This is a genomic window from Pantoea sp. 18059 (assembly GCF_902706165.1).
In the GTDB taxonomy this organism is placed as follows: domain Bacteria; phylum Pseudomonadota; class Gammaproteobacteria; order Enterobacterales; family Enterobacteriaceae; genus Pantoea; species Pantoea agglomerans.
Genome location: NZ_CACSJS010000003.1, coordinates 36,483 through 58,374, shown reverse-complemented (window position 1 = coordinate 58,374; position 21,892 = coordinate 36,483). Strand labels below are relative to the sequence as shown.

19 protein-coding genes are annotated in these 21,892 nt (G+C 57.8%); 5 read left to right on the top strand and 14 right to left on the bottom strand.

Features of this window, described 5'->3' with window-relative positions; genetic code table 11:
- Positions 1-23: 23 nt before the first annotated feature.
- Both malP and malQ read left to right on the top strand, forming a co-directional pair.
- The gene (gene malP, locus GVJ63_RS09775; protein WP_159226773.1) at positions 24-2,426 is read left to right on the top strand and encodes a maltodextrin phosphorylase; all 2,403 of its coding nucleotides are present in this window, start codon (positions 24-26) and stop codon (positions 2,424-2,426) included.
- Between the two features lie 8 nt (positions 2,427-2,434).
- Positions 2,435-4,510 carry a 4-alpha-glucanotransferase gene (gene malQ, locus GVJ63_RS09770; RefSeq protein ID WP_159226772.1) on the top strand — a complete coding sequence of 692 codons (2,076 nt, stop codon included), beginning with the start codon at positions 2,435-2,437 and terminating at the stop codon, positions 4,508-4,510.
- A 189-nt stretch (positions 4,511-4,699) separates the two neighbouring features.
- On the opposite strand, the gene GVJ63_RS09765 is transcribed toward malQ, so the two are convergent.
- The 6 genes from GVJ63_RS09765 to malK form a co-directional block, all read right to left on the bottom strand.
- The gene (locus GVJ63_RS09765; RefSeq protein ID WP_122889337.1) at positions 4,700-5,170 is read right to left on the bottom strand and encodes a type II toxin-antitoxin system YhaV family toxin; all 471 of its coding nucleotides are present in this window, start codon (positions 5,168-5,170) and stop codon (positions 4,700-4,702) included.
- 6 nt (positions 5,171-5,176) lie between these two features.
- The gene (locus GVJ63_RS09760; protein ID WP_158132276.1) at positions 5,177-5,521 is read right to left on the bottom strand and encodes a type II toxin-antitoxin system PrlF family antitoxin; all 345 of its coding nucleotides are present in this window, start codon (positions 5,519-5,521) and stop codon (positions 5,177-5,179) included.
- A 99-nt stretch (positions 5,522-5,620) separates the two neighbouring features.
- Positions 5,621-5,836 carry a type II toxin-antitoxin system Phd/YefM family antitoxin gene (locus tag GVJ63_RS09755; protein ID WP_033780170.1) on the bottom strand — a complete coding sequence of 72 codons (216 nt, stop codon included), beginning with the start codon at positions 5,834-5,836 and terminating at the stop codon, positions 5,621-5,623.
- Between the two features lie 188 nt (positions 5,837-6,024).
- Positions 6,025-6,963, bottom strand: a complete 939-nt coding sequence (gene malM, locus GVJ63_RS09750; RefSeq protein WP_122889335.1) for a maltose operon protein MalM — start codon at positions 6,961-6,963, stop codon at positions 6,025-6,027.
- A 102-nt stretch (positions 6,964-7,065) separates the two neighbouring features.
- Positions 7,066-8,367 carry a maltoporin gene (locus GVJ63_RS09745; protein ID WP_158132273.1) on the bottom strand — a complete coding sequence of 434 codons (1,302 nt, stop codon included), beginning with the start codon at positions 8,365-8,367 and terminating at the stop codon, positions 7,066-7,068.
- 43 nt (positions 8,368-8,410) lie between these two features.
- The gene (gene malK, locus GVJ63_RS09740; RefSeq protein WP_010247360.1) at positions 8,411-9,520 is read right to left on the bottom strand and encodes a maltose/maltodextrin ABC transporter ATP-binding protein MalK; all 1,110 of its coding nucleotides are present in this window, start codon (positions 9,518-9,520) and stop codon (positions 8,411-8,413) included.
- A gap of 362 nt (positions 9,521-9,882) precedes the next feature.
- Between malK and malE the strand changes: the two genes are divergently transcribed.
- From malE to malG, 3 genes are all read left to right on the top strand, one after another.
- Positions 9,883-11,073 (top strand): maltose/maltodextrin ABC transporter substrate-binding protein MalE, encoded by a 1,191-nt coding sequence (gene malE, locus GVJ63_RS09735; RefSeq protein WP_200843114.1) that lies wholly within the window; start codon positions 9,883-9,885, stop codon positions 11,071-11,073.
- A 57-nt stretch (positions 11,074-11,130) separates the two neighbouring features.
- Positions 11,131-12,654: a maltose ABC transporter permease MalF gene (gene malF / locus GVJ63_RS09730; RefSeq protein ID WP_159226771.1), complete on the top strand. Its 1,524-nt coding sequence runs from the start codon at positions 11,131-11,133 to the stop codon at positions 12,652-12,654.
- A gap of 150 nt (positions 12,655-12,804) precedes the next feature.
- Positions 12,805-13,695 carry a maltose ABC transporter permease MalG gene (gene malG, locus GVJ63_RS09725; RefSeq protein ID WP_010247369.1) on the top strand — a complete coding sequence of 297 codons (891 nt, stop codon included), beginning with the start codon at positions 12,805-12,807 and terminating at the stop codon, positions 13,693-13,695.
- Between the two features lie 86 nt (positions 13,696-13,781).
- Here malG and GVJ63_RS09720 read toward each other — a convergent pair whose 3' ends face one another.
- The 8 genes from GVJ63_RS09720 to GVJ63_RS09685 form a co-directional block, all read right to left on the bottom strand.
- Positions 13,782-14,390: a TetR/AcrR family transcriptional regulator gene (locus GVJ63_RS09720; protein ID WP_122889333.1), complete on the bottom strand. Its 609-nt coding sequence runs from the start codon at positions 14,388-14,390 to the stop codon at positions 13,782-13,784.
- Positions 14,380-14,982: an NAD(P)H-dependent oxidoreductase gene (locus GVJ63_RS09715; RefSeq protein WP_159226770.1), complete on the bottom strand. Its 603-nt coding sequence runs from the start codon at positions 14,980-14,982 to the stop codon at positions 14,380-14,382. Before GVJ63_RS09715 ends, GVJ63_RS09720 begins: the two co-directional genes overlap by 11 nt.
- A gap of 97 nt (positions 14,983-15,079) precedes the next feature.
- On the bottom strand, positions 15,080-16,150 hold the full coding sequence (locus tag GVJ63_RS09710) for an iron-containing alcohol dehydrogenase family protein (protein ID WP_159226769.1): 1,071 nt from the start codon (positions 16,148-16,150) through the stop codon (positions 15,080-15,082).
- Between the two features lie 9 nt (positions 16,151-16,159).
- A complete protein-coding gene (locus GVJ63_RS09705; protein WP_022624728.1) occupies positions 16,160-16,828 on the bottom strand; it encodes a methionine ABC transporter permease in 669 nt (222 codons plus the stop codon).
- Positions 16,816-17,604: a methionine ABC transporter ATP-binding protein gene (locus GVJ63_RS09700; RefSeq protein WP_010670747.1), complete on the bottom strand. Its 789-nt coding sequence runs from the start codon at positions 17,602-17,604 to the stop codon at positions 16,816-16,818. The genes GVJ63_RS09705 and GVJ63_RS09700 overlap by 13 nt, the downstream gene beginning before the upstream one ends.
- The gene (locus GVJ63_RS09695) at positions 17,597-18,400 is read right to left on the bottom strand and encodes a MetQ/NlpA family ABC transporter substrate-binding protein (RefSeq protein WP_033780393.1); all 804 of its coding nucleotides are present in this window, start codon (positions 18,398-18,400) and stop codon (positions 17,597-17,599) included. Before GVJ63_RS09695 ends, GVJ63_RS09700 begins: the two co-directional genes overlap by 8 nt.
- 22 nt (positions 18,401-18,422) lie before the next feature.
- Positions 18,423-19,442, bottom strand: coding sequence for an isopenicillin N synthase family oxygenase (locus tag GVJ63_RS09690; RefSeq protein ID WP_159226768.1), 1,020 nt, complete (start codon positions 19,440-19,442; stop codon positions 18,423-18,425).
- 131 nt (positions 19,443-19,573) lie between these two features.
- Entirely contained in the window at positions 19,574-21,889 is a 2,316-nt protein-coding gene (locus GVJ63_RS09685) for a molybdopterin-dependent oxidoreductase (RefSeq protein ID WP_159226767.1), read from the bottom strand.
- Between the last annotated feature and the right edge of the window lie 3 nt (positions 21,890-21,892).

Sequence of the window (21,892 nt, the reverse complement as noted above, 5' to 3'; positions counted from 1 at the left end):
TCCGTTTTTACAGGACATCAACCATGACACAGCCCGATTTCAACCCGATTCAGTTCAATGCTGCCCTGACCCGTCAGTGGCAGCGTTTTGGCCTGCGCGATGCGCAGGAGATGACCACGACACAGTGGTGGCAGGCACTCAGCGGTGCGCTGGCCGATATGCTGGCCGCGCAGCCTGCTCTTCCGGACCCAACGGAACTGCGCCATGTTAACTATCTGTCGATGGAGTTTTTGATCGGTCGCCTGACCGGCAATAACCTGCTGAACCTGGGCTGGTATGACGCGGTCAACGAGGCCCTGGCCGCCTGGGATATCTCACTCACTGATGTGCTGGAAACCGAAACAGATCCGGCGCTGGGTAATGGCGGCCTGGGTCGCCTGGCAGCCTGTTTCCTGGATTCCATGGCGAATGTGGGTCAGCCCGCTACGGGCTACGGTCTGAACTATCAGTACGGTCTGTTCCGCCAGCGCTTCGAACAGGGCGCGCAGATTGAAAGCCCCGATGACTGGCAGCGCGACCGCTATCCGTGGTTTAACCACAACGCCGCGCTTAACGTGCGGGTCGGACTGGGCGGTAAAGTGGTGACGGTTGCGGGTCAGCCACAGTGGCAACCGGCGTTTGAACTGCTCGGCGAAGCCTGGGATCTGCCGGTGGTGGGTTATCAGAATGGTATCAGCCAGCCACTGCGTCTATGGCAGGCGAAACATGCCCATCCATTCAACCTTGATCGCTTCAACGACGGCGACTTTCTGCGCGCGGAGCAACAGGGTATTGATGCTGAAAAACTGACCAAGGTCCTCTACCCAAATGACAATCATCAGAACGGTAAAAAACTGCGTCTGATGCAGCAATATTTTCAATGCGCCTGTGCGCTGGCTGACATTCTGCGTCGCCATCATCGGGCCGGACGCAGCATCGAAACCCTGGCCGATCATGAAGTGATCCAGCTTAATGACACCCATCCGACGCTGGCCATCCCGGAGCTGATGCGTCTGCTGCTGGATGAGCATCAGCTAAGCTGGGATCGCGCCTGGCAGATCACACAGCACACTTTTGCCTACACCAATCACACCCTGATGCCGGAAGCGCTGGAGTGCTGGGATGTGCGTCTGGTGCGCAGTCTGCTGCCGCGCCATATGATGATCATCAATACCCTGAACGCGCAGCTAAAAACGGCTGTCACCGCGCGCTGGCCGGACGATGAAGCGAAGTGGGCCAGACTGGCACTGGTGCATAATAACCAGCTGCGGATGGCGAACCTCTGCGTGACCAGCGGGTTCGCGGTCAACGGTGTGGCGGCGCTGCACTCGAAACTGGTGGTGCAGGATCTCTTCCCGGAATATCACCAGATGTGGCCAGAGAAATTTCACAACGTGACCAACGGCATTACGCCGCGCCGCTGGATCAATCAGTGCAACCCGGCGCTGAGTGCCCTGATCACCCGGACATTGCAAAAACCCTGGCTGAACGATCTCGATGCCTTGCAGGGGCTGGAAGCCTTTGCGGATGACGCCGCCTTCTGCGCGGAATATCGCGCCATCAAGCAGCAGAACAAAGTCTCGCTGGCGCACTGGGTGAAACAGCGGACCGGCATTGAGATTGACCCCACCGCGCTGTTTGACGTACAGATCAAACGACTGCATGAGTACAAACGCCAGCATCTGAGCCTGCTGCACATCATTGCACTGTGGCAGACGCTGGTCACCGATCCGCAGGCTAACCGGACGCCGCGCGTGGTGCTGTTTGGTGCCAAAGCCGCGCCCGGCTATGCACTGGCGAAAAACATCATCTATGCCATCAACAAAGTGGCCGAGGTGATCAATCAGGATCCCCGCATCGGTGACCGTCTGAAAGTCGTGTTTATTCCCGATTACAACGTCTCCGTCGCCGAGCGGCTGATTCCCGCCGCCGACCTTTCCGAACAGATCTCCACCGCCGGTAAAGAAGCGTCCGGCACCGGTAATATGAAGCTGGCGCTGAATGGCGCACTGACCATCGGCACACTGGATGGAGCGAACGTCGAGATCGCTGAGCAGGTTGGCAGCGAGAACATCTTTATCTTCGGGCATACCGTGGAACAGGTGGTGGCGTTAAAAGCAGACGGTTATGCCCCGGCGCAGTGGCGCAAGAAAGATTCGCAGCTCAATCAGGTCTTACTGGCGCTGGAAGATGGCACCTTCAGCCAAGGCGACTGCCACGCCTTTGATGCGATGTTGCAGAGTCTCGGCCCGGAAGGCGGTGATCCCTATCTGGTACTGGCTGACTTCCAGCCCTACCTTGACGCACAGGCGCAGGTAGAAGCGCTGTGGAGCGATCAGGAGGCCTGGACACCTGCCACCATCCTCAATACCGCACGCTGTGGCATGTTCAGCTCCGATCGCGCTATCCGCGATTACCAGCAGCGCATCTGGCAAGCGAAACGCTAAGGAACGCCATGAAAACAGATCCGGTTATGGACGATTTCTCCCGGGCGGGCATCGCCGCTGAGTATATCAATGCTCACGGCAAGCCACAGGCGATCCCGACCCTGACCCGCCAGCGTTTGCTGGCGGTGATGCAGCCTTCCCATCCGCTGAGCACGCCGCTGCCACCGGTGGTGATTTTTCGCAGCGGCGATCTTCTGAGCCTGTCACCACAGCTCGCTGACGATGCCCACTGGCATCTCACCAGTGAAGCGGGTGAAATCAGCTCAGGTCGCTGCCAGCCCGCTCAGCCGCTGCATCTGCCGCCGCTGCCTGAAGGCTATAATGAGCTGACGCTGCAACAGGGTGCGCAGCAGTGGTCGTGCCGGATAATAATTGCCCCGGCCCGCTGTTATGAACCCCCGGCCCTGCTGGCAGGTGAGTCAATATGGGGCGCCTGCGTGCAGCTCTATACCCTGCGCTCGGCGGAGAACTGGGGAATCGGCGACTTTGGCGATCTGCGCCGGATGCTGCCAGAGGTAGCCGCACGCGGCGGCGCGTTTATCGGTCTTAACCCTATCCATGCGCTGTTTCCCTCCAGCCCGGAGAGTGCCAGCCCTTACAGCCCCTCGTCCCGGCGCTGGCTTAATGTGCTCTACATCGATGTGAGCGCAGTCACTGACTTCCGGCAGAGCGCTGCCGCTCAGGCCTGGTGGCAACGTCCGGAAACAGAGCAGGCGCTGGAACAGGCTCGCGCAGCTGATTGGGTGGATTATGCGGCGGTGACCCGGCTGAAAATTGCCGCGCTGAGACTGGCGTGGCCGCAGTTTACTCAGCGTGACGCCAGCGATCCCGAGGTGCAGGCGTTTAATGGATTTATACGTGAAGGAGGCGAGAGTCTTCAGCATCAGGCGCTGTTTGATGCGCTGCACGCCGATCAGATAGCACAGGATAGTGATCGCTGGGGCTGGCCGGTGTGGCCGGAGGCGTTGCAGGATCCCGGCAGTCCGGCCGTGCAGGCCTTCCTGCAACAGCACGCCGATCAGGTGCGCTTCTGGCTCTGGCTGCAGTGGCTGGCCGCGAAGCAGTTTGCCGACTGCTGGGACATCTGCCAGCAGCAGCAGATGCCGATTGGACTTTACCGCGATCTGGCGGTGGGTGTTGCGCAGGGTGGTGCAGAGACCTGGAGCGAGCGCGATCTCTACTGCATGGATGCCAGCATCGGTGCGCCGCCCGATATTCTCGGCCCGCGCGGCCAGGACTGGGGATTGCCGCCCATGGATCCGCAGGTGATGCGTCAGCGCGCCTGGGAGCCATGGATCGCCCTGCTGCGCGCCAACATGCGCCACTGCGGCGCACTGCGCATTGATCATGTGATGGCGCTAATGCGGCTGTGGTGGATTCCGGCCGGTGATAGCGCGATGCACGGTGCCTACGTGCACTATCCCATCGACGATCTGCTGGCGATTCTGGCGCTGGAAAGTCAGCGTCATCGCTGCATGGTCATTGGCGAAGATCTCGGTACGGTGCCGGAAGCGATTGTCGATAAGCTGCGTGATGGCGGGGTCTACTCCTATAAGGTGCTCTATTTTGAGCAGGAGTCAGCCCACAGTTTTCGTCCGCCCGCCGAATGGCCACAGCAGGCAATGGCGGTCGCGACCACTCACGATCTTCCGACATTGCGTGGCTGGTGGCAGAGCGATGATTTGACCACCGGCGCACAACTCGGCCTCTATCCCGACAAGGTGGTGCTGGCCGGGCTATATCAGGATCGGCTGCGGGCAAAGCAGGCGCTGCTGCAGAGTCTGCATCGCGTTGGTGCCCTGCCGAAACGTGCCGGGCGCGATGCACGTCGCACCGGCATGAGCAAGGCATTAAACCGGGCGATGCAGCGCTATCTGGCTGATAGCCACAGCGCCCTGCTGGGACTGCAACCGGAGGACTGGCTGGATATGGCGGCGCCGGTCAATATTCCGGGCACCAGCGATGAATATCCGAACTGGCGACGCAAGCTCAGCGCCACGCTGGAAACGCTGTTCAGCGATCCTGCCACTGACACGCTGCTACGTGATCTGACGGCACGCCGGAAGCGACTACTGCGCAATTGAAGGTTAACGCGCGACTCACACTCGTCTCTGACGCTGCCTGTTTTATATAATTTTCAGTTATTACAGCGTGCGGGACGGCAACGGCTCGCACGCTGCTACTGTAATCAGCGCCTCTCAACAGTGATAAGATCACCCTGAGCACGAGCGTCTGAAAAAAGCACACCGGATTCTGTTCAGGATTTAATGAACTTAAGAATTTATCTTCGCCCAATCCTGAGATTGCTTTAACAGCAATGCCCAGTCGTCAGATGGATAGCCGTTATGCAACATTCCTGAAAATACTTTATAGGCGTCACGCTTACTGCCATAAGCACATTTGATCTCAGCGTCATTCATCCATGCAAGGATGATGGTTTTATGTTGCTCGCTGAATCTAAAGAACAAACGATACTGCATCAAAAACTTTGCACGGAACCAATGCTTATTTTGTTCTCCCAGCGTATCGCCCTGGCGAAATTTTGCCTGATGTGGATCGGCGCAAATCTCACTATTGATAACTTTAAACACAGCGGCTAAAAGCTTCGTCGTCGCTTTTCGCTGGTAACTTTCAGGATATTTAGCCCTGAGTAACTCCACTTCATTGGTCAGCGCAATCAGTTGCGATTCAAAACAGGGATGAACATAAACGTGCCATCCATTTATAACCGTGCTGTCTTCCATACTTAATTACTCATCGTCCATGAGTGGAGCATCCAAATCAACGTCCATACCTTCGGTCAACGATGTAATGCGAGTTAATAATCCTCGATCCAGCATTTTAATATTTGCAGCCGTGTTGCGCCTGTCAGCAGGAAGAAAACTCAGAAAGCTCGCCTTCACTGGAGCATCATCAGCCACCGTTTCCTGACGGGTAATAAGGACTTTGCCGCCCGGCAGAACAGCGTATTCGATATTCTCACCAGGTTGCAGATTCATCGCATCACGAACTGCGGCAGGGATGGTGGTCTGTCCGCGGGCTGTCAGTTTTGATGAAGCACGCAGAGAGATGTTTGCCTGAGTCAGAGTTCCCATCGTGGATTCTCACTATTATTAACCAGGATAAGTCAGCAGTGATGCAGTAACATTGGTAATGCAAATGCATTGATCGCGATAAGAGCGAATGTTTTGTTACTAAGTCTTCATTAAAAGTTTCTGATTATGCTTTTCCGTATCGCCTGAAAAATTGGCGCCCTGTTTTATTTCCTGCCAGATATCAAACTCTTCGCGACTAATAAGCACAGCAGCAGAGCCGCCCCGGCGGGTGATAATCACAGGCTCACCCGCCATCACGATATCCATGATTTCAGCAAGATATTTTCGGGCCTGTGTTGTCGTGTAACTTCGCATATAGCCTCCAGAAAAGTCATCCCTGAAACAGCTTAGTTAGCCTATATTCATCAAACGCTATTGCCCACAGCATGACTTACGCAATGCGTAAAACCACGCAAAAAAATCATGCAATCAGGAGCTCTGTAACAAAAAAAGGTGCGCCGCAGCGCACCAGATGGAACAACATCAGTATTGTCGGGGCAGTTTCACCCCTTGCCTTTAACACTACTGATAAAGGTCTGCCGGGCAGAGGTGGAACCCAGCCGCTCGGCTTCATCCAGCAGTTTCAGCGCCTTATCGATATTACCGCTGTTCACCGCCTGTCTGATCTTCTGGTTAAAGTAACTCTCGGTATCGCTCATGATCGGTTCCGCACGGGCTTTTGGCGCGGGCGCTGCTGAGGGTGCAGGCGCCGGTGCTGCGCTGTACGCGGACGCCGGTGCGGTATTGCCGACGGTCACCGCGCTCGGGCCGGATGAACCAAACAGCGGCCCGACCAGAATGGATGAGCCGGAGCTGGTCTGCATCTTCAGCTTGATTGTCCCTTCCCGGCTGTGGCGGGCGACGGGATCGGGAATATCCGGTACCGCATGACCGGTGCCCTGGGCGTAGGCCTTGGCCGGGTCAAGCAGCGTGGTGGTTTGCGTCAGATCGCTGTCGGTGGTGAACACCAGCAGGTAGATTTTTTGCTGACCCAGCGCCGGGGTTAATTTCATCACCCCTTCCAGCCGATCTGCCGCCATCACGCCCGGCTTCTGATAGGTAAAGTAGCGGCTGGGGAACCAGGCTGCAGGACGCAGGTTTTCATCCAGCACCAGCACGTTCGGTGCGAAAACCTGACCGTTCGCCACTTCACTGCTCAGCGTCAGCGTCAGTTCGCCGATATTGGCGGGCAGACTGTAGGCCGCGACCGGACCGGCAATGTGTGGCGCATTCAGCGTCTGTCCGCTGTTAGCAAGTTTTGTGGTCTGTGTCTGAGAAGCAGACAGCGGTTGCCAGCTCAGGCGTTGCAGTGTCTCGGGTGCCACGACCGGTGCGGACGAGAGATCCTGCGGCACCAGATTGACATCCGCCAGGGCGGGAAGCGCGTGTCCTGTCAGCAACGCCGCACTCAGGCAGAGTGCAGCCAGTTTTTTCATTTTCATTATGTCTACCTTATTGCAGGTCGCGGCGTGAACCAGGCAATGGCACACCGCGACCAAAGAGATCCATCAGGCGCAGGCGCGCCTGTCAGAAAAGGTGCTGGCTTACCACCAGATTTCCATCTGCGCGCCGAAGGTCACTTCATCGTCTTTACCACGGCTGTTGGTCAGGATGCCGTTGCCGCTGGTGTCCGCAGAGGCGAAGGTGGTGAGATCGCCTGAGTTATCTTTGTTGTAACCCCACTTTTCATCCCATTTGGCGTAGGTCGCGAACAGACGCAGAGCCGGACGTGACCAGATGCTGTCGCCCGCCTGCCACTGCTGCGCCAGCGTCACTTTGTACTGGCCGTTGCGCTCGTTAGCCTGCTGTGATTTGACGTTGTCGTAGCCCAGTTCCAGCAACGTGCTCATAATCGGCGTCCATTTGTACATCGGACGCACACCCACGGTGTACCACTCGGTGCCGCGGTTGTTGTCCAGATCGATGTTCTGGTACATAGCGACGTACATCAGATCCCAGCGTTCGGCCAGCGAGATCGCACCGTGGTCGAGGATGCGGTACATGTCACCATTGTTATTGAGGCTGGTGCCCTGCGGCACGCCTTTGCCCTGAGAGGTCAGCGCATCGGTGGCATACTGCAACACGAATTTGTTGTAGCCCTTCAGCATGCTCTGGGTATGTTCAGCAGTGAACATCCAGCCATCTTTAGAGGCACCCTCTTCCAGACGATAGTCGTCACGGGCGTTGGCACGACCGTAGTCGACACCCAGCTCCAGCACGCCGTTGGTGTTGGTTTCCAGACCGGCCAGACGCACATCAAACACGTCGTTGGCAGTGCTGGAGGCGAAGTCACGGATACGATCGCTGGAGAAGGTGTAAGAGCCGCCCGCTTCAGATGAACGGGTTGCGGCGAAAGAGAGTTTACCGAAGCCGAGATCGACATCTTCCAGACCGGCACCCGGACCGGAAATATCCCAGTAGTAGAAGTCGATCATATGGACGTCATGACGCTGATAGAAACGCTTACCGGCCCAGATGGTAGAGCCTGGCAGCGCGTCGATCAGGTTTTTACCTTTTACGTTGGCTTCACGGAAGGCGGGCGATGTGGCTTCCCAGTCATTCTGCTGTGCCACGGAGTAAGCCACGTTGGTGTCGAAATAGAAGCTTTTGTCGCCCTCTTTCCACACTTCCTGGCCTAATTTCAGTTCGGCGTAGGTTTCACATTCGTTGCCCAGACGGTATTTACTTTGGGCACCGGTGGCCTGGAAACATTGCTGTTCACCACCGCTGCCGGTCCAGCCAATGCCGGAACGGGCGTAACCGGTAAAATCAACCGCCATCGTCGGGGCGGAGAGGGTTCCCACCGCGACGGCAACGGCGATGGGAAGTTTGCGCAGAGTTAACATTTTCTATCTCCTGAGGTCATTGCTTTTATTGTTTTTGGCAGGGCTATACACCCGGCTCCTGATACAGCCTGCGGCACGCGCTCCCGTCCTCGCGGAACAGGTGACAACGCTCGGGCGGCAGGCCAATACCGAGGATGGCGCCCTCTTTTACCAGCACGACGTCCTCCTGGCGGTAAACCAGGTTCTGACGGATAGCGGGAATCTCGATGTGGATCTGTGTTTCATGCCCCAGCTGTTCCACCACCTGCACTTCCCCTTCCAGGGTGACGTCGGCGATATCGCTGGAGAGCAGATGTTCCGGGCGAATACCCAGTGACATGTTGCTGCCGACCTGCACACCGGCGCTGTCAACCGGCAGCCAGACCAGCTGCTGATTCGGCAGCCGCACCTGAACCTGATCGATGGCGGTGGCGGTCACTTTGACCGGCAGGAAATTCATTTTTGGTGAGCCGATAAATCCTGCGACAAAGCGGTTGGCGGGATAGTGGTACAGCTCAAGCGGCTTGCCGACCTGCGCAATGCGTCCGGCGTCCAGCACCACGATTTTGTCGGCCAGCGTCATCGCTTCGATCTGATCGTGGGTCACGTAAATCATGGTGCGTTTGAGGCGCTTATGCAGACGGGAGATCTCAATGCGCATCTGAACGCGCAGCGCGGCGTCAAGGTTCGACAGTGGTTCATCCAGCAGGAAGACGCGCGGTTCCGCCACCAGCGTGCGGCCAATCGCCACGCGCTGACGCTGCCCGCCAGAGAGGGCTTTAGGACGGCGATCGAGCAGATGCGCCAGTTGCAGAATCTCCGCCACCTGATTAACCCGCTGCTGGATCTCCGCTTTTTTCACCCCGGCCAGTTTGAGGCCAAAAGACATGTTCTCCGCCACCGACAGATGGGGATAGAGCGCATAGGACTGAAACACCATGCCGATGCCGCGTTCGGCGGGCGGCACTTCATTCATGCGCCGGTCGCCGATTAACAGCTCGCCGCTGGTGATGGTCTCCAGTCCGGCAATCATGCGTAGCAGCGTCGATTTGCCACAGCCTGATGGGCCGACGAAAACAACAAATTCCCCTTCACGAATAGTGAGATCGATATCTTTCGACACCACCGTATCGCCCCAGGCTTTCGTGACATTGCGTAACACAACGCTCGCCATGATCCCTTCCCTCTTAGCTGCATAGTCGTGTCTGCCCAGCGGCAGACGGGTTCCGGGGCTCACTATGCGAGAGGAAACTGACGGTAACATCCTCCACCGCAATGCATTCCGCTGGGGGAGGAGGCGGGAGGAGGAGAAACGCGGGCTGACGCCGCGGCCCGCACGCTGACGCGCTTTTTTGTGATCGCTAACGCAGACCCGCAGGAATTTTTGCCGCGTAAGCGCCCGCTTGAGGGGCTTTTTGCCAGCGCGATCACAGCGGCAGGCCGAGGGGCGTAGAGCAGAGGAGGATGAGAAGCCGTGGCGGATAAGCACAATGATGCCGGTACAGCATTCACCACTTCCGCTAACAGGATGGATTTATGACGATGAAAACCGGAGCAAGAATTCTGGCCCTTTCTGCCCTCTCTGCCGTGCTCTTTTCGGCCAGCGCGATGGCAAAAATTGAGGAAGGTAAACTGGTCATCTGGATCAACGGTGACAAGGGCTACAACGGCCTTGCCGAAGTGGGTAAGAAATTTGAGCAGGAGACCGGCATCAAAGTCACGGTCGAACATCCTGACAAAATGGAAGAGAAGTATCCGCAGGTCGCAGCGACCGGCGATGGCCCGGATATTATCTTCTGGGCACATGACCGTTTCGGCGGCTACGCGCAGTCCGGCCTGCTGGCTGAGATCACGCCGGATGCCAGCTTCCGCGAGAAGATTTTCCCGTTCACCTGGGACGCGGTGCGCTTTGACGGCAAGCTGATTGGCTACCCGATTTCCGTTGAGTCGCTGTCACTGATCTACAACAAAAAGCTGCTGCCGACCCCGCCAAAAACCTGGGAAGAGATCGCCGGTCTCGACAAGCAACTGCGCGCCAAAGGCAAAAGCGCCATCATGTTTAACCTGCAGGAACCCTACTTCACCTGGCCGCTGCTGGCCGCAGGCGGGGCTTACGCCTTTAAGCTCACCGACGGACATTATGACGTGAAGGATGTCGGCGTCGATAACGCCGGAGCTAAAGCGGGCATGCAGTTCCTGGTCGATCAGGTTAAAGCCAAAACCCTGAATGCGGACACCGATTATTCGATTGCTGAGGCCGCCTTTAACAAGGGCGAAACCGCCATGACCATTAATGGTCCGTGGGCGTGGGGCAACCTCGACAAAAGCGGCATCGACTATGGCGTCACCGAATTGCCAACCCTGAACGGTAAACCGTCGAAAGCCTTTGTCGGCGTGCTGAGTGCCGGGATCAACGCCGCCAGTCCTAACAAAGAGCTGGCGAAAGAGTTCCTGGAGAATTATCTGCTGACTGACACCGGTCTGGATGCGGTCAACAAAGATAAGCCGCTGGGTGCTGTGGCGCTGAAATCTTTCCAGCAGACGCTGGAAAAAGATTCGCGTATCGCCGCCACCATGAACAACGCCCGTCAGGGTGACATCATGCCGAATATCCCGCAGATGGCGGCATTCTGGTATGCGATGCGCACCGCTACCCTGAACGCGCTTAGCGGTCGTCAGAGCGTCGACGCCGCACTGAAAGATGCTCAGGCCCGTCTGAAGAAGTAATTCTCCCCTTGCAGCCGGGGCAACCCGGCTTGAGTGACCGTTAAGGAAAACCGCATCATGTCAGGAAAACCGAAAACGCGCAGTGTGCTGTTGAAAAGCGTTCTCATCGGGATCTGCTGTCTGCTGGTCGGCTATCTGCTGGTGCTGATGTACGCGCAGGGCGAATATCTGTTTGCGCTGCTGACGCTGATCCTCAGTGCGACCGGACTGTGGATTTTTGCTAACCGTCGCGCCTATGCGTGGCGTTATGTCTATCCCGGCGTGGCGGGAATGGCGCTGTTTGTACTGTTTCCCCTTGCCTGCACAATTGCCATTGCCTTTACCAACTACAGCAGCAGCAACCAGCTCACCTTTGAACGGGCGCAACAGGTTTTGCTGGGACGCACCTTCCAGTCGGGTGAAGCAGTCAGTTTTTCTCTGTTCCAGGCCGGCGATCGCTGGCAGTTGGTGCTGAATGATGGCAAAGACTATGTTTCGCCGCCGTTTCAGTTTGGCGCTGAACAGACGCTGAAAATGGCCCCTGCCGCACCACCGTCAGGTGAACGGGCGAACTTCAGAGCGATCACGACCCATCGTCAGGCACTGAGCCAGATCCGGGCGGAAATGCCGGATGGTCGTCAGTTACGGATGAGTTCGCTGCGCCAGTTCTCCGGCACCCAGCCACTCTATCGGATGGATGCGCAGGATGAGCTGATCAACCAGCAGAGCAACGCGCGCTATCGTGCTAATCCGCAGACTGGTTTCTACCAGGCGATTAACGCCGACGGCAGTTGGGCGAACGAAACCCTGAGTCCCGGCTTTACCGTGAATACCGGCTGGAAAAACTTCGTGCGGGTGTTTACTGACGAAGGGATTCAGAAGCCGTTCCTGGCGATATTTGGCTGGACGCTACTCTTCTCGCTGATCACCGTGGTACTGACCGTCGCGGTGGGCATGGTGCTGGCCTGTCTGGTGCAGTGGGAGGCGTTGCGCGGCAAAGCGGTCTATCGGGTAATGCTGATTCTGCCCTATGCCGTGCCGGCGTTTATCTCGATCCTGATTTTCAAAGGACTGTTCAACCAGAGCTTTGGTGAAATCAACGTGATGCTCAGCGCGCTGTTTGGCGTGAAGCCGGCCTGGTTCAGCGACCCGACGCTGGCGCGCACCATGCTGATTATCGTCAATACCTGGCTCGGCTACCCCTACATGATGATCCTCTGCATGGGCCTGCTGAAGGCGATTCCGGACGATCTCTATGAAGCCTCGGCGATGGACGGTGCAGGACCGCTGCAGAACTTCTTCCTGATTACCTTGCCGCTGCTGCTGAAACCACTGATGCCGCTGATGATCGCCAGCTTTGCCTTTAACTTTAATAACTTTGTGCTGGTGCAGTTACTCACCAACGGCGGGCCGGATCGCCTCGGCACCACCACGCCAGCCGGTTACACCGATTTGCTGGTGAACTACACCTGGCGTATCGCCTTTGAAGGCGGCGGCGGGCAGGACTTTGGGCTGGCCGCCGCTATCGCCACGCTGATCTTCCTGCTGGTGGGTGCGCTGGCGGTGATTAACCTGAAAGCCTCGCGGATGAAATTCGACTAAGCGCCTGGCCCGACAGGCGTCATGGTTGCAGGCAGTCCGGACGCGAAGAGCGTGGAACAACCGCAACCTGGGAGGTGAGGATTGTGAGCACTGCCCGGGTTCAGACTGACAAATAAAATAGCCTGATGGACCAGGCTCAGAGGAGTTGTTATGGCTATGGTACAACCGAAATCGCAACGGCTGCGTCTGTTCACCACGCATCTGCTGCTGCTGTTATTTATCGCGGCGATTCTCTTTCCCCTGCTGATGGTGATTGCGATTTCGCTGCGTGCCGGGAACTTCGCCACCGGCAGCCTGATCCCGGAGCAGATCTCGTGGGAGCACTGGCGTCTGGCGCTGGGTTTCAGCGTGGAACATGCGGATGGCCGGGTGACACCGCCGCCCTTCCCGGTGCTGCTCTGGTTATGGAACTCGATCAAGATTGCGGCAATCAGTGCGCTGGGCATCGTGGCGCTCTCTACCACCTGCGCCTATGCCTTTGCCCGTATGCGCTTTACCGGCCGTGCAAGCCTGCTAAAAGGAATGCTGATTTTCCAGATGTTCCCGGCGGTGCTGTCGCTGGTGGCGCTCTATGCCCTGTTTGATCGTCTCGGTCAGTATCTGCCTTTTATCGGGCTGAATACCCACGGTGGGGTGATATTCGCCTATCTGGGCGGTATCGCGCTGCATGTCTGGACTATCAAAGGCTATTTCGAAACTATCGACGGGTCACTGGAAGAGGCCGCCGCGCTGGATGGCGCAACGCCGTGGCAGGCGTTCCGGCTGGTGCTGCTGCCGCTGTCGGTGCCGATTCTGGCGGTGGTGTTTATTCTGGCGTTTATCGCCGCGGTGACTGAAGTGCCGGTCGCCTCGCTGCTGCTGCGAGATGTAAACAGCTACACCCTGGCGGTCGGGATGCAGCAGTACCTCAATCCGCAGAACTATCTGTGGGGCGATTTCGCCGCTGCGGCGGTGCTCTCCGCGATTCCGATCACCCTGGTTTTCCTGCTGGCGCAGCGCTGGCTGGTGAGCGGTTTAACCGCGGGCGGGGTGAAAGGCTAAAACGATCATCATTGTACGTTGCCACTACTTACACAACGCCTGTTGTGGTTGAAGGATTCGGCGGCCTGCGGGCCGCCTTTTTTATGCTAATCCGATTCCGACGCACGGCTGCCTGCCACCAGCGCCACGACCATGGCAGTGATCGCCTGCTCTCCTTCCGGTTTGCTGACATCGCCGCGTGCCACCGCGCCTGCGATGGCATCCGCGCCCCCCAGCAAGCCCCACATGCCTGCTTCCGGAATACCGCTGCTGCCTGCCAGAGGGGCAAACCAGCGCTGACAGCGGGCGATAAAGTCGAGCTGATAGTGGCGTTTGACGGCAGCCAGTTCCGGTGAGGTGCTGAGCGCTGACAGCAACTCCGGAATCTCACGCCCCTCCGTCATCACACAATCCACATAACAGGCCGCAAGCACTTCCGCTTTTTGTTGCATCACCATCGGTGCGGCATTCATCGCCGCTTCCATCTTTTCGGTCTGGCGACGATCAAAATCGTCATACAACGCCGCCAGCAATCCATGACGGGTGGTGAAGTGGTCATAAACCACCGGTTTACTGACCCCCGCCGCGTCGCCGACTCTGGCCAGCGTCAGTGCCTCGCTGCCTTCGGTTTGCATTATCTGCCACGCGACGTCTGACAACTGCCTGCGTCGTGCCTCGCGTGTCAGACGCTTACGGGGTGTTTTTTCAACGGTCATGTTTTTCCTGATGGGCGAACAGACGCTGGCCCAGTTGATGCGCCAGCTGATAGTGTGACTCAGGATAACCTTCATCGCCGCTAAGCAACAGTTCACTGGTCACCACCGGCGCACCGCAATAGTCAAAGATGCCGTGATCAATCTGATTCCGCATGCTGGCGAAATAGCCGCGCCGCAGAAAGGTTCGGGTATCAGCCGCGCCAATCGCAACCAGATGCACGGGAAGATGGCCGAGGCGTTTTACGATATGGCCATCCTGCTCATCAAAGGCCCAGCCCGCGATGAAGACGCGGTCTATCCAGCCTTTAAGCTGTGCCGGAAATGACCACCAGTAGACCGGATAGACCAGCACCAGTGCATCGGCACGATCCAGCCGCTGCTGTTCTGCCAGCACGTCGGGCGGCGTCGGCGCCAGACCGTTGAAATGTCTGTGATCGCTGAGCGTAAAACGTGGATCAAACCCTTCTGCCGCCAGATCGGTCTTTTCAGCCGTATGATGGCCTGTCGCGATAATGCCCTGCGCCAGCTGGCCCGCCACGCGGTGGGTGTGAGCGTCCTGATTGGGATGGGAAGTCACTATTAATGCATGCATCGTCGTCACCTTACCTGATTAGTCATTAATCTACTAAAGGTAAGTTACTATTGGTAGGTTAGCAAGCGGCGACCACTGATCGATTCGCTGACCGCACTTACTGTTTAAACGCAGAAGTCGCCAGCAAGGCCTGCTCCAGCAGAGGGTGATCGAACGTAAAGGGAAGGTGCGCCAGGCTGGCGGAGGGGAAATGGATCTGCTGCGCAATCTGTCTCATCCTGTCCGCGTTAATCGCCGCAGGCAGCGTCAGGGGCGAGTGGAAACGGCGCAGCAGCGCCAGCAGTTCAGGCTCCACCTGCTTACCCTGCTGTTCAATCCAGGATTGTACCAGCAAGCTAAAGCCGACCTTTTCACCATGCAGCCAGTTATGCAGCTCTGGCTGGTGAGTCAGGCGATCGTGGATGATATGGGCAAAACCGGGGGTTGCCATCTCATCCTGAATACTGTTAGCCAGCCCCGCCAGCACAATGTTGGCTTCAATCACTTTCTCCAGCGCCGGGGTGACCTGCTGCCTGATGTTATCGGCCACCGCCGTGTCTCCCCAGCGTTTCAGCACCGTTACCGCCTGCCAGGCGGCTGCGACTTTAAGATCCAGCGCCAGCTGGTGCGGCGTCTGTCGCTGATAAGGCTCAAATTCAAACCATTTGGCCAGCGCATCCACGATCCCGGCCCGCAGATAGCGTACCTCGCTGCGGGCGATGACCTCGCTGTCCACCAGAATCCGCTCCGGCATGGCATTAAGCGGCTGGCTGCGCAGATGGCCGCCGCGCTCATCATAGATAATCGCCAGCGGAGACCAGGCGGCACAGGTGGCGGCCAGCGTGGCGAAGTTAACCAGCCGGATATCCGGCAGCGCGTCGTTGACTGCTTTGGCACAGTCCAGCACCCGCCCGCCACCCACAGCCAGAATCAGGGTAGCGCCGTGCGTCTGCACCTGCTGTTGCAGCGCAGCAATCGCCGCATCGGTACACTCACCGGTCAGCGTGTCGAGCTGCCAGCGGATCCCCGCCCGTTCCAGACTTATGCTCATGTCAGGATTCACCGCCTGCCAGGCCCGCGGGGAGGTGAAGATGTGAATATGCGAGGCAAGCGGCCGGATAATTTCTCCCACCCCGGCCCGCAGCCCTGGCTGTTGCAGATAGCCTTTCGGCGACATCACGCGAAACATCGTTCCCCCTTATCGACGATAAGCCAGCGAGCGCACCAGCCGGTCGCCGAGTTTCTGAATCAGCATCACCAGCGCCAGCAGCACCACAATGGTGGCCGCCATGATTTGGTTATCGAAACGCTGATAACCGTAGCGAATCGCCAGATCGCCCAGCCCGCCACCGCCAACCACGCCCGCCATCGCCGAGAAGCCAATCAACATCACAATCGTCAGGGTAACGCCCGCCACCAGCGCGGGAAGCGCTTCCGGCAGCAGCACACGGCTGACGATATGCCACAGGGTACCGCCCATTGATACCACCGCTTCTATACGGCCGCGGTCGACCTCATCCAGCGCGTTCTCCACGATGCGGGCAAAAAAGGGAAATGCCCCCAGCGTAATCGGCACAATAGCGGCAGTGCTGCCCAGCGTGGTGCCGACCAGCAGACGGGTAAAGGGGATCAGCGCAATCAGCAGCACCACAAACGGCAAGGCGCGTCCGGTATTTACCAGCGTATTCAGCAGCAGTGAAATCGCGCGATTGGGCAGAATGCCTTTTGGCCGGGTCAGAAACAGCAGCACGCCTACCGGCAGCCCTATCGCGACCGTGAACAGGGCCGCCAGCAACACCATATACAGTGTTTCGCCAGTGGCGTTCAGCAGCAGTTCCTGAAACCGCTCACTACTCATGCTACGCATCGGGTTAACGCCTCACGCTGATATTTTTCGATAAACGCCCGGTCTGCTTCGCCATCCTTCAGCAGCATTTTGCGCAGGCGTCCCTCTTCACGTCCCATGATCTGGCTCAGGCTGCCGCTCTCAACCAGCTGGCCATTCTCAAGTAGCGCCGCCCCGTCACAAATCCGCTTCACCACCGCCATTTCATGGGTGATCAATACAATGGTGATATTGAGCTGCTGCTGAATATCGGCCAGCAGATCGAGAATCGAAGTGGTGGTTTCGGGATCCAGCGCGCTGGTCGCCTCATCGCACAGCAGATAACGGGGTCGGGCGGCCAGCGCGCGGGCGATGCCGACGCGCTGTTTCTGTCCACCGGAGAGCTGCGACGGCCAGGCCGCAGCAAAGGAGGCCAGCCCCACCAGTTTCAGCAGCGATGCGACCCGCTCGCGACGTTCAGCCGCAGGCACACCGGCAATCTCCAGCGCCAGATCGACGTTGTCCTGCACGTTGCGCGAATGCAGCAGATTGAAGTGCTGGAAGATCATCCCCATCTGCTGTCGCTGCTGACGCAGTTGCGCCAGGCTCATCGCAGCGAGATCCTGCCCGTCAATTTCAATCAGGCCGCTGGTGGGACTCTCCAGTCGATTGAGGCAGCGCAATAGTGTACTTTTGCCCGCTCCGCTCCGACCGAGGATGCCAAAGATGGTCCCTTCTTCGATGGTGAGTGAGATGTCGTCTAACGCTGGCGCAGATGCGCCAGGATACTGTTTGCTGAGATGACTGAGTTTAATCATGCTGCTGGTCCGCAACCGGAATCACTGAGCCCTGATAATTTTTACGGATAAACTCCGCTACCTGCGGCGAGCGCAGATCTTTCGCCAGCTGTAACACGCGGGGATCTTTCGCCAGTTCTGGCGTCGTTACCAGCAGGTTGGCGTAGGGATTATGTGCTGCAGACTCCAGTCCCAGCGCATCTTTCGATGGGGTCAGACCTGCTTCCAGCGCGTAGTTGCCGTTGATAATTGCGGCATCCACATCATCCAGCGAGCGTGGCAGTTGCGGCGACTCAATCTCAACGATCTTAATTTTCTTCGGGTTATCACTGATATCTTTCGGCGTCACCAGCGTCGAACCCGTTTCACCCTGCGCGTTGAGTTTGATCACCCCTTTGTCCTGCAACAGCCAGAGTGCGCGGCTCAGGTTAGTGGTATTATTCGGTACCGCAATGCTGGCCCCTTCAGGTAGCGCCGCTAAACTTTTCACTTTCCGCGAATAGATACCCAGCGGCTCGATGTGAACACTGGCGGCCACGGCAAAGGTTTTCCCCAGCGCCTTCTCCTGATCTTTCAGGTAAGGCAGATGCTGGAAGTAGTTGGCATCCACATCCCCGGCGGCCAGCAGCTCATTGGCATTCACGCCCCCGCTCAGCTCAACAATTTTGAGATCCAGTTTCGGATCCAGGGTTTTGACATACTCCAGGATTTCCGCATGTGGCAGCGGATCGGCCGCTACGCGCAGCGGCGCGGCCTGTAAACTCTGGGCAATCAGCAGTGAAAGACCGGCAAGGGCCAGAAAGCGCTTTTTAATCATCATCATTTATCTCTTATCGTTATCAGTGGGTGTTGTGTTCGGGGTAGAAACGCTGGGCAACTTCCGGATGCGAACGCAGCCGGCCTTTAAGGTAGTTCCAGCCCACTTCGCGCAGCAGCGGATTAAGCGGATCGCTGCTCGGTCCCTGTGCCAGTTCAGCCAGCTGAGGAGGCAGTTGATAGATCGGCACCACGGCGTCGAGTTGCGCGCCAAGGAAAAAGGCGATGGATAAGCGCTCGCTGCTCTGCGGTGGCGACACCACACGGTGCACCGTTGCGCGAAGATAACCGTTGGTTGCCAGCTCCAGCAGCTCGCCAATGTTCACCACAAACGCGCCCGGCAGTGGTGAGGCATCGATCCAGTTGTCCGGCGTCACTTCCACCTGTAAGCCCGGCTGATCGTCCTGCAGTAACATCGTCAGGAAGCCTGAATCTTTGTGCGCGCCAACACCCTGGCGTGATTCGCCCTCCGTGCGGCCCGGATAACGGATCAGTTTGATATGTTCGTTGGGATAGTCGCCATAGAGGTTATCGAAGGCGTTGCGCGGCAGATTCAGTGCCCCGGCAAAGGCGCGCAGCAGCTCCAGCGCCATCGCTGTCATCTGCTGCTGCCAGCGGGTGACCACCGTTTGCAGTTCAGGTAAAGCTTCAGGCCACTGATTCGGCCCCTGCATCCGTTGCCAGGTGGGTGAATCGGCGGTAACGGGCAGCGCTTCCCGTTCCGCACCAATATCAAACTGCTCGCGATAGTCAGGCTGGCTGCGGGTTATTTCAACCCCCGCCAGGTTATAGCCGCGAAAATGCGGCGAGTTCGCCATCGCCACTGCGGATTTATCCGCCTGTGGCAGGGCAAAAAATTTCCGCGCGACGTGCTGAACCTCATCTAATAGTTCACGGTCGATGCCGTGATTGATTAAATAGAAGAAACCGACATCACGCGCGGCCTGGCTTAATTTTTCCAGGACCTGTTGCTGCTGCTGTTGATTACCTGACAATAATGCGAAATCAATTACCGGCAATTCTGCTGTGGTTAACGCGCTCATGATTGACACTCTGTTGGCATGGAATCGCTTTACACTGCCATTTCATTTATGCGTTAACTACCAACTAATCCTGCTATGTATATGCGACGGATGGGAATATCCCACCACGCCGCGGGCTTTAAACCCGCAGATTACTCTGCGCTCCACGCCACGAATGCCGGCGGTAACCATGCCGTAATCTCAGGCAAAGGCTGTTGATAAAGCGCAATCTCGACAAAACAGGTCTGCGCACTGCACCCCTGGCCGAGTCGTGAACTGCCGCTATCCTGGGTCAGCACATTGGGATTGCCGTGTTTATCCAGCGGCTGGCCCTCCTGCTGATCGAGCGGGTCATACCAGGCGCCGGTCGACATCTGTACGACACCCGGCAGGATATCCTGCGTCAGATGCACACCCGCCAGCAGCGCGCCGCGTCCGTTAAAGACTTTTACGATGCTGTTCTCCTCAATGCCGCGCGCAGCAGCATCTTCAGGATGCATCCAGAGTGGCTCACGCCCGGCAATTTTGGTGGCCCGGCTGACCCGTCCATGATCGTACTGACTATGCAACCGGGTCCGTGGCTGGCTGGAGAGCAGATGCAACGGCCACTGCTGCTTTTCCTGCTGTTGCGCCTGGTATTCCGGCGCATACCAGCAGGCAAATCCGGGCGCTTCGTCATACCCGAAATCGGCCACCTGCTGAGAAAAAAGCTCGATTTTCCCCGACGGCGTGCTGAGCGGGGCTGACTCCGGGTTATCGCGAAACGCTTTTAGCAGGATCTGCGGCGTCTCTGGCGCGGGATACTCCACCACTCCCTGTGACCAGAACGCCTCAAAGGGCGGCAGTTCGATGCCCTGCGCTGCCGCGCGTGGCCGGGAATCTTCATAGAGTGACTGAAGCCACTGGCGCTCATCACGCTCCTGCGTAAAGGCGTCAGCAAAACCGAGCCGCTGCGACAGAGCGGCAAAAATTGCGTAATCCGATTTTGCAACTGCAAACGGCGGCAGATGCTGCGGCATGGCGATGATAAAACCGTCGTTGCTGGCGCTGCCAATATCTTCACGCTCCAGCGACGTGGTCGCAGGCAGCACGATGTCGGCAAATTTTGCCTGCGCCGTCCAGAACTGCTCATGCACAATTACAGTGTCCGGCCGCTGCCAGGCGCGTATCAGCTTGTTGATATCCTGATGATGATGAAAGACATTGCCGCCCGCCCAGTAGACCAGCTGGATGTCGGGATAGACCCGCTGTTGCCCATCAAACTCATAGTGCCCTCCGGGATTGAGCAACATGTCGGCAATGCGTGCCACCGGAATCGTCTCCTGCACCGGATTATGACCGGCGGGCAGACGAGGCCCGGAAAACTGTCGCCGGGCGGCACCGGCCAGATTGGTTGAGGCGTAACCAAAGCCCAGCCCGCCGCCGGGTGTGCCTATCTGACCCAGCAGAGCAGTAGTCGCAACGGTGGCCCAGAAAGCCTGCTCGCCCTGCCGCGCCCGCTGCACTGACCAGGCAATATTCACCATCGTTTTATGCGCCGCCATCTGCCGTGCCAACGCACGGATCTCCGCGGCCGCCAGCCCGGTCAGCGGAGCGGCCCATTCTGGCGTTTTAGCTATCCCGTCGCGTTCACCCAGCAGGTAGGCGGCATAGTGGTCAAAGCCCACCGTGTAACGTTCTGTGAATGACGCATCGTAAAGAGATTCAGTAATTAATACCTGCCCGATTGCCAGTAACAGCGCCGTATCGGAGCCGGGCTGTATCGCCAGCCACTCTGCATCCACCACCCCAGCAAGATCGTTTCTGACCGGACTGATGTTGATAAACCGGGTGCCATTCTGCCGCAGCGTGGTTAACCAATGAGAAAGCGCATGGTCATTAGCCCCGCCGCCATTGACCTGCGCATTGCGCAGCGGCAAACCCCCGATAGCCACAAACAGTTCGCAATGCTCTGCCAGAACCGGCCAGTGGGTATGGTGACGTTGTAAGTCATCGAGGTTACCGATGATGTGCGGCAGCGTGCGTTCACCGGCCGCAATGCTGTAGGTGTTGATGCTGGCGGTGTAGCCGCCATAGTGGTTAAAGAAACGATGAAGCTGGCTCTGGGCATGATGGAAACGTCCGGCACTCGACCAGCCGTAAGAGCCGGCGTAGATCGCCTGATTGCCGTGCTCTGTTTTGACACGCTCCAGCTCCTCCGCCACCAGCTGCAACGCAACATCCCAGCTCACTTCCACAAACGGCTCTTTGCCGCGCCCGTTGCGGGATGCGCTTCTGTTCTGGAGATAACCGAGCCTGACGGCCGGATTTTTGACCCGGGTTTCGCTTTGCACCGCGCCCGGTAACGACTGCCCGATCGCAGAGGGATTACGGTCCCACGCCACCGGCCTGACCGACGTCAGTGTGTCCCCATCGGTGGTGACGTGATACGTGCCCCAGTGCATAACGGCTAAATCATTCTTTTTCATGGC

Coding starts and splice junctions, on each gene's coding strand:
- malP (WP_159226773.1), top strand. CDS start 24: ATGACACAGCCCGATTTCAACCCGATTCAGTTCAATGCTGCCCTGACC.
- malQ (WP_159226772.1), top strand. CDS start 2,435: ATGAAAACAGATCCGGTTATGGACGATTTCTCCCGGGCGGGCATCGCC.
- GVJ63_RS09765 (WP_122889337.1), bottom strand. CDS start 5,170: ATGGAAGACAGCACGGTTATAAATGGATGGCACGTTTATGTTCATCCC.
- GVJ63_RS09760 (WP_158132276.1), bottom strand. CDS start 5,521: ATGGGAACTCTGACTCAGGCAAACATCTCTCTGCGTGCTTCATCAAAA.
- GVJ63_RS09755 (WP_033780170.1), bottom strand. CDS start 5,836: ATGCGAAGTTACACGACAACACAGGCCCGAAAATATCTTGCTGAAATC.
- malM (WP_122889335.1), bottom strand. CDS start 6,963: ATGAAAATGAAAAAACTGGCTGCACTCTGCCTGAGTGCGGCGTTGCTG.
- GVJ63_RS09745 (WP_158132273.1), bottom strand. CDS start 8,367: ATGTTAACTCTGCGCAAACTTCCCATCGCCGTTGCCGTCGCGGTGGGA.
- malK (WP_010247360.1), bottom strand. CDS start 9,520: ATGGCGAGCGTTGTGTTACGCAATGTCACGAAAGCCTGGGGCGATACG.
- malE (WP_200843114.1), top strand. CDS start 9,883: ATGACGATGAAAACCGGAGCAAGAATTCTGGCCCTTTCTGCCCTCTCT.
- malF (WP_159226771.1), top strand. CDS start 11,131: ATGTCAGGAAAACCGAAAACGCGCAGTGTGCTGTTGAAAAGCGTTCTC.
- malG (WP_010247369.1), top strand. CDS start 12,805: ATGGCTATGGTACAACCGAAATCGCAACGGCTGCGTCTGTTCACCACG.
- GVJ63_RS09720 (WP_122889333.1), bottom strand. CDS start 14,390: ATGACCGTTGAAAAAACACCCCGTAAGCGTCTGACACGCGAGGCACGA.
- GVJ63_RS09715 (WP_159226770.1), bottom strand. CDS start 14,982: ATGCATGCATTAATAGTGACTTCCCATCCCAATCAGGACGCTCACACC.
- GVJ63_RS09710 (WP_159226769.1), bottom strand. CDS start 16,150: ATGTTTCGCGTGATGTCGCCGAAAGGCTATCTGCAACAGCCAGGGCTG.
- GVJ63_RS09705 (WP_022624728.1), bottom strand. CDS start 16,828: ATGCGTAGCATGAGTAGTGAGCGGTTTCAGGAACTGCTGCTGAACGCC.
- GVJ63_RS09700 (WP_010670747.1), bottom strand. CDS start 17,604: ATGATTAAACTCAGTCATCTCAGCAAACAGTATCCTGGCGCATCTGCG.
- GVJ63_RS09695 (WP_033780393.1), bottom strand. CDS start 18,400: ATGATTAAAAAGCGCTTTCTGGCCCTTGCCGGTCTTTCACTGCTGATT.
- GVJ63_RS09690 (WP_159226768.1), bottom strand. CDS start 19,442: ATGAGCGCGTTAACCACAGCAGAATTGCCGGTAATTGATTTCGCATTA.
- GVJ63_RS09685 (WP_159226767.1), bottom strand. CDS start 21,889: ATGAAAAAGAATGATTTAGCCGTTATGCACTGGGGCACGTATCACGTC.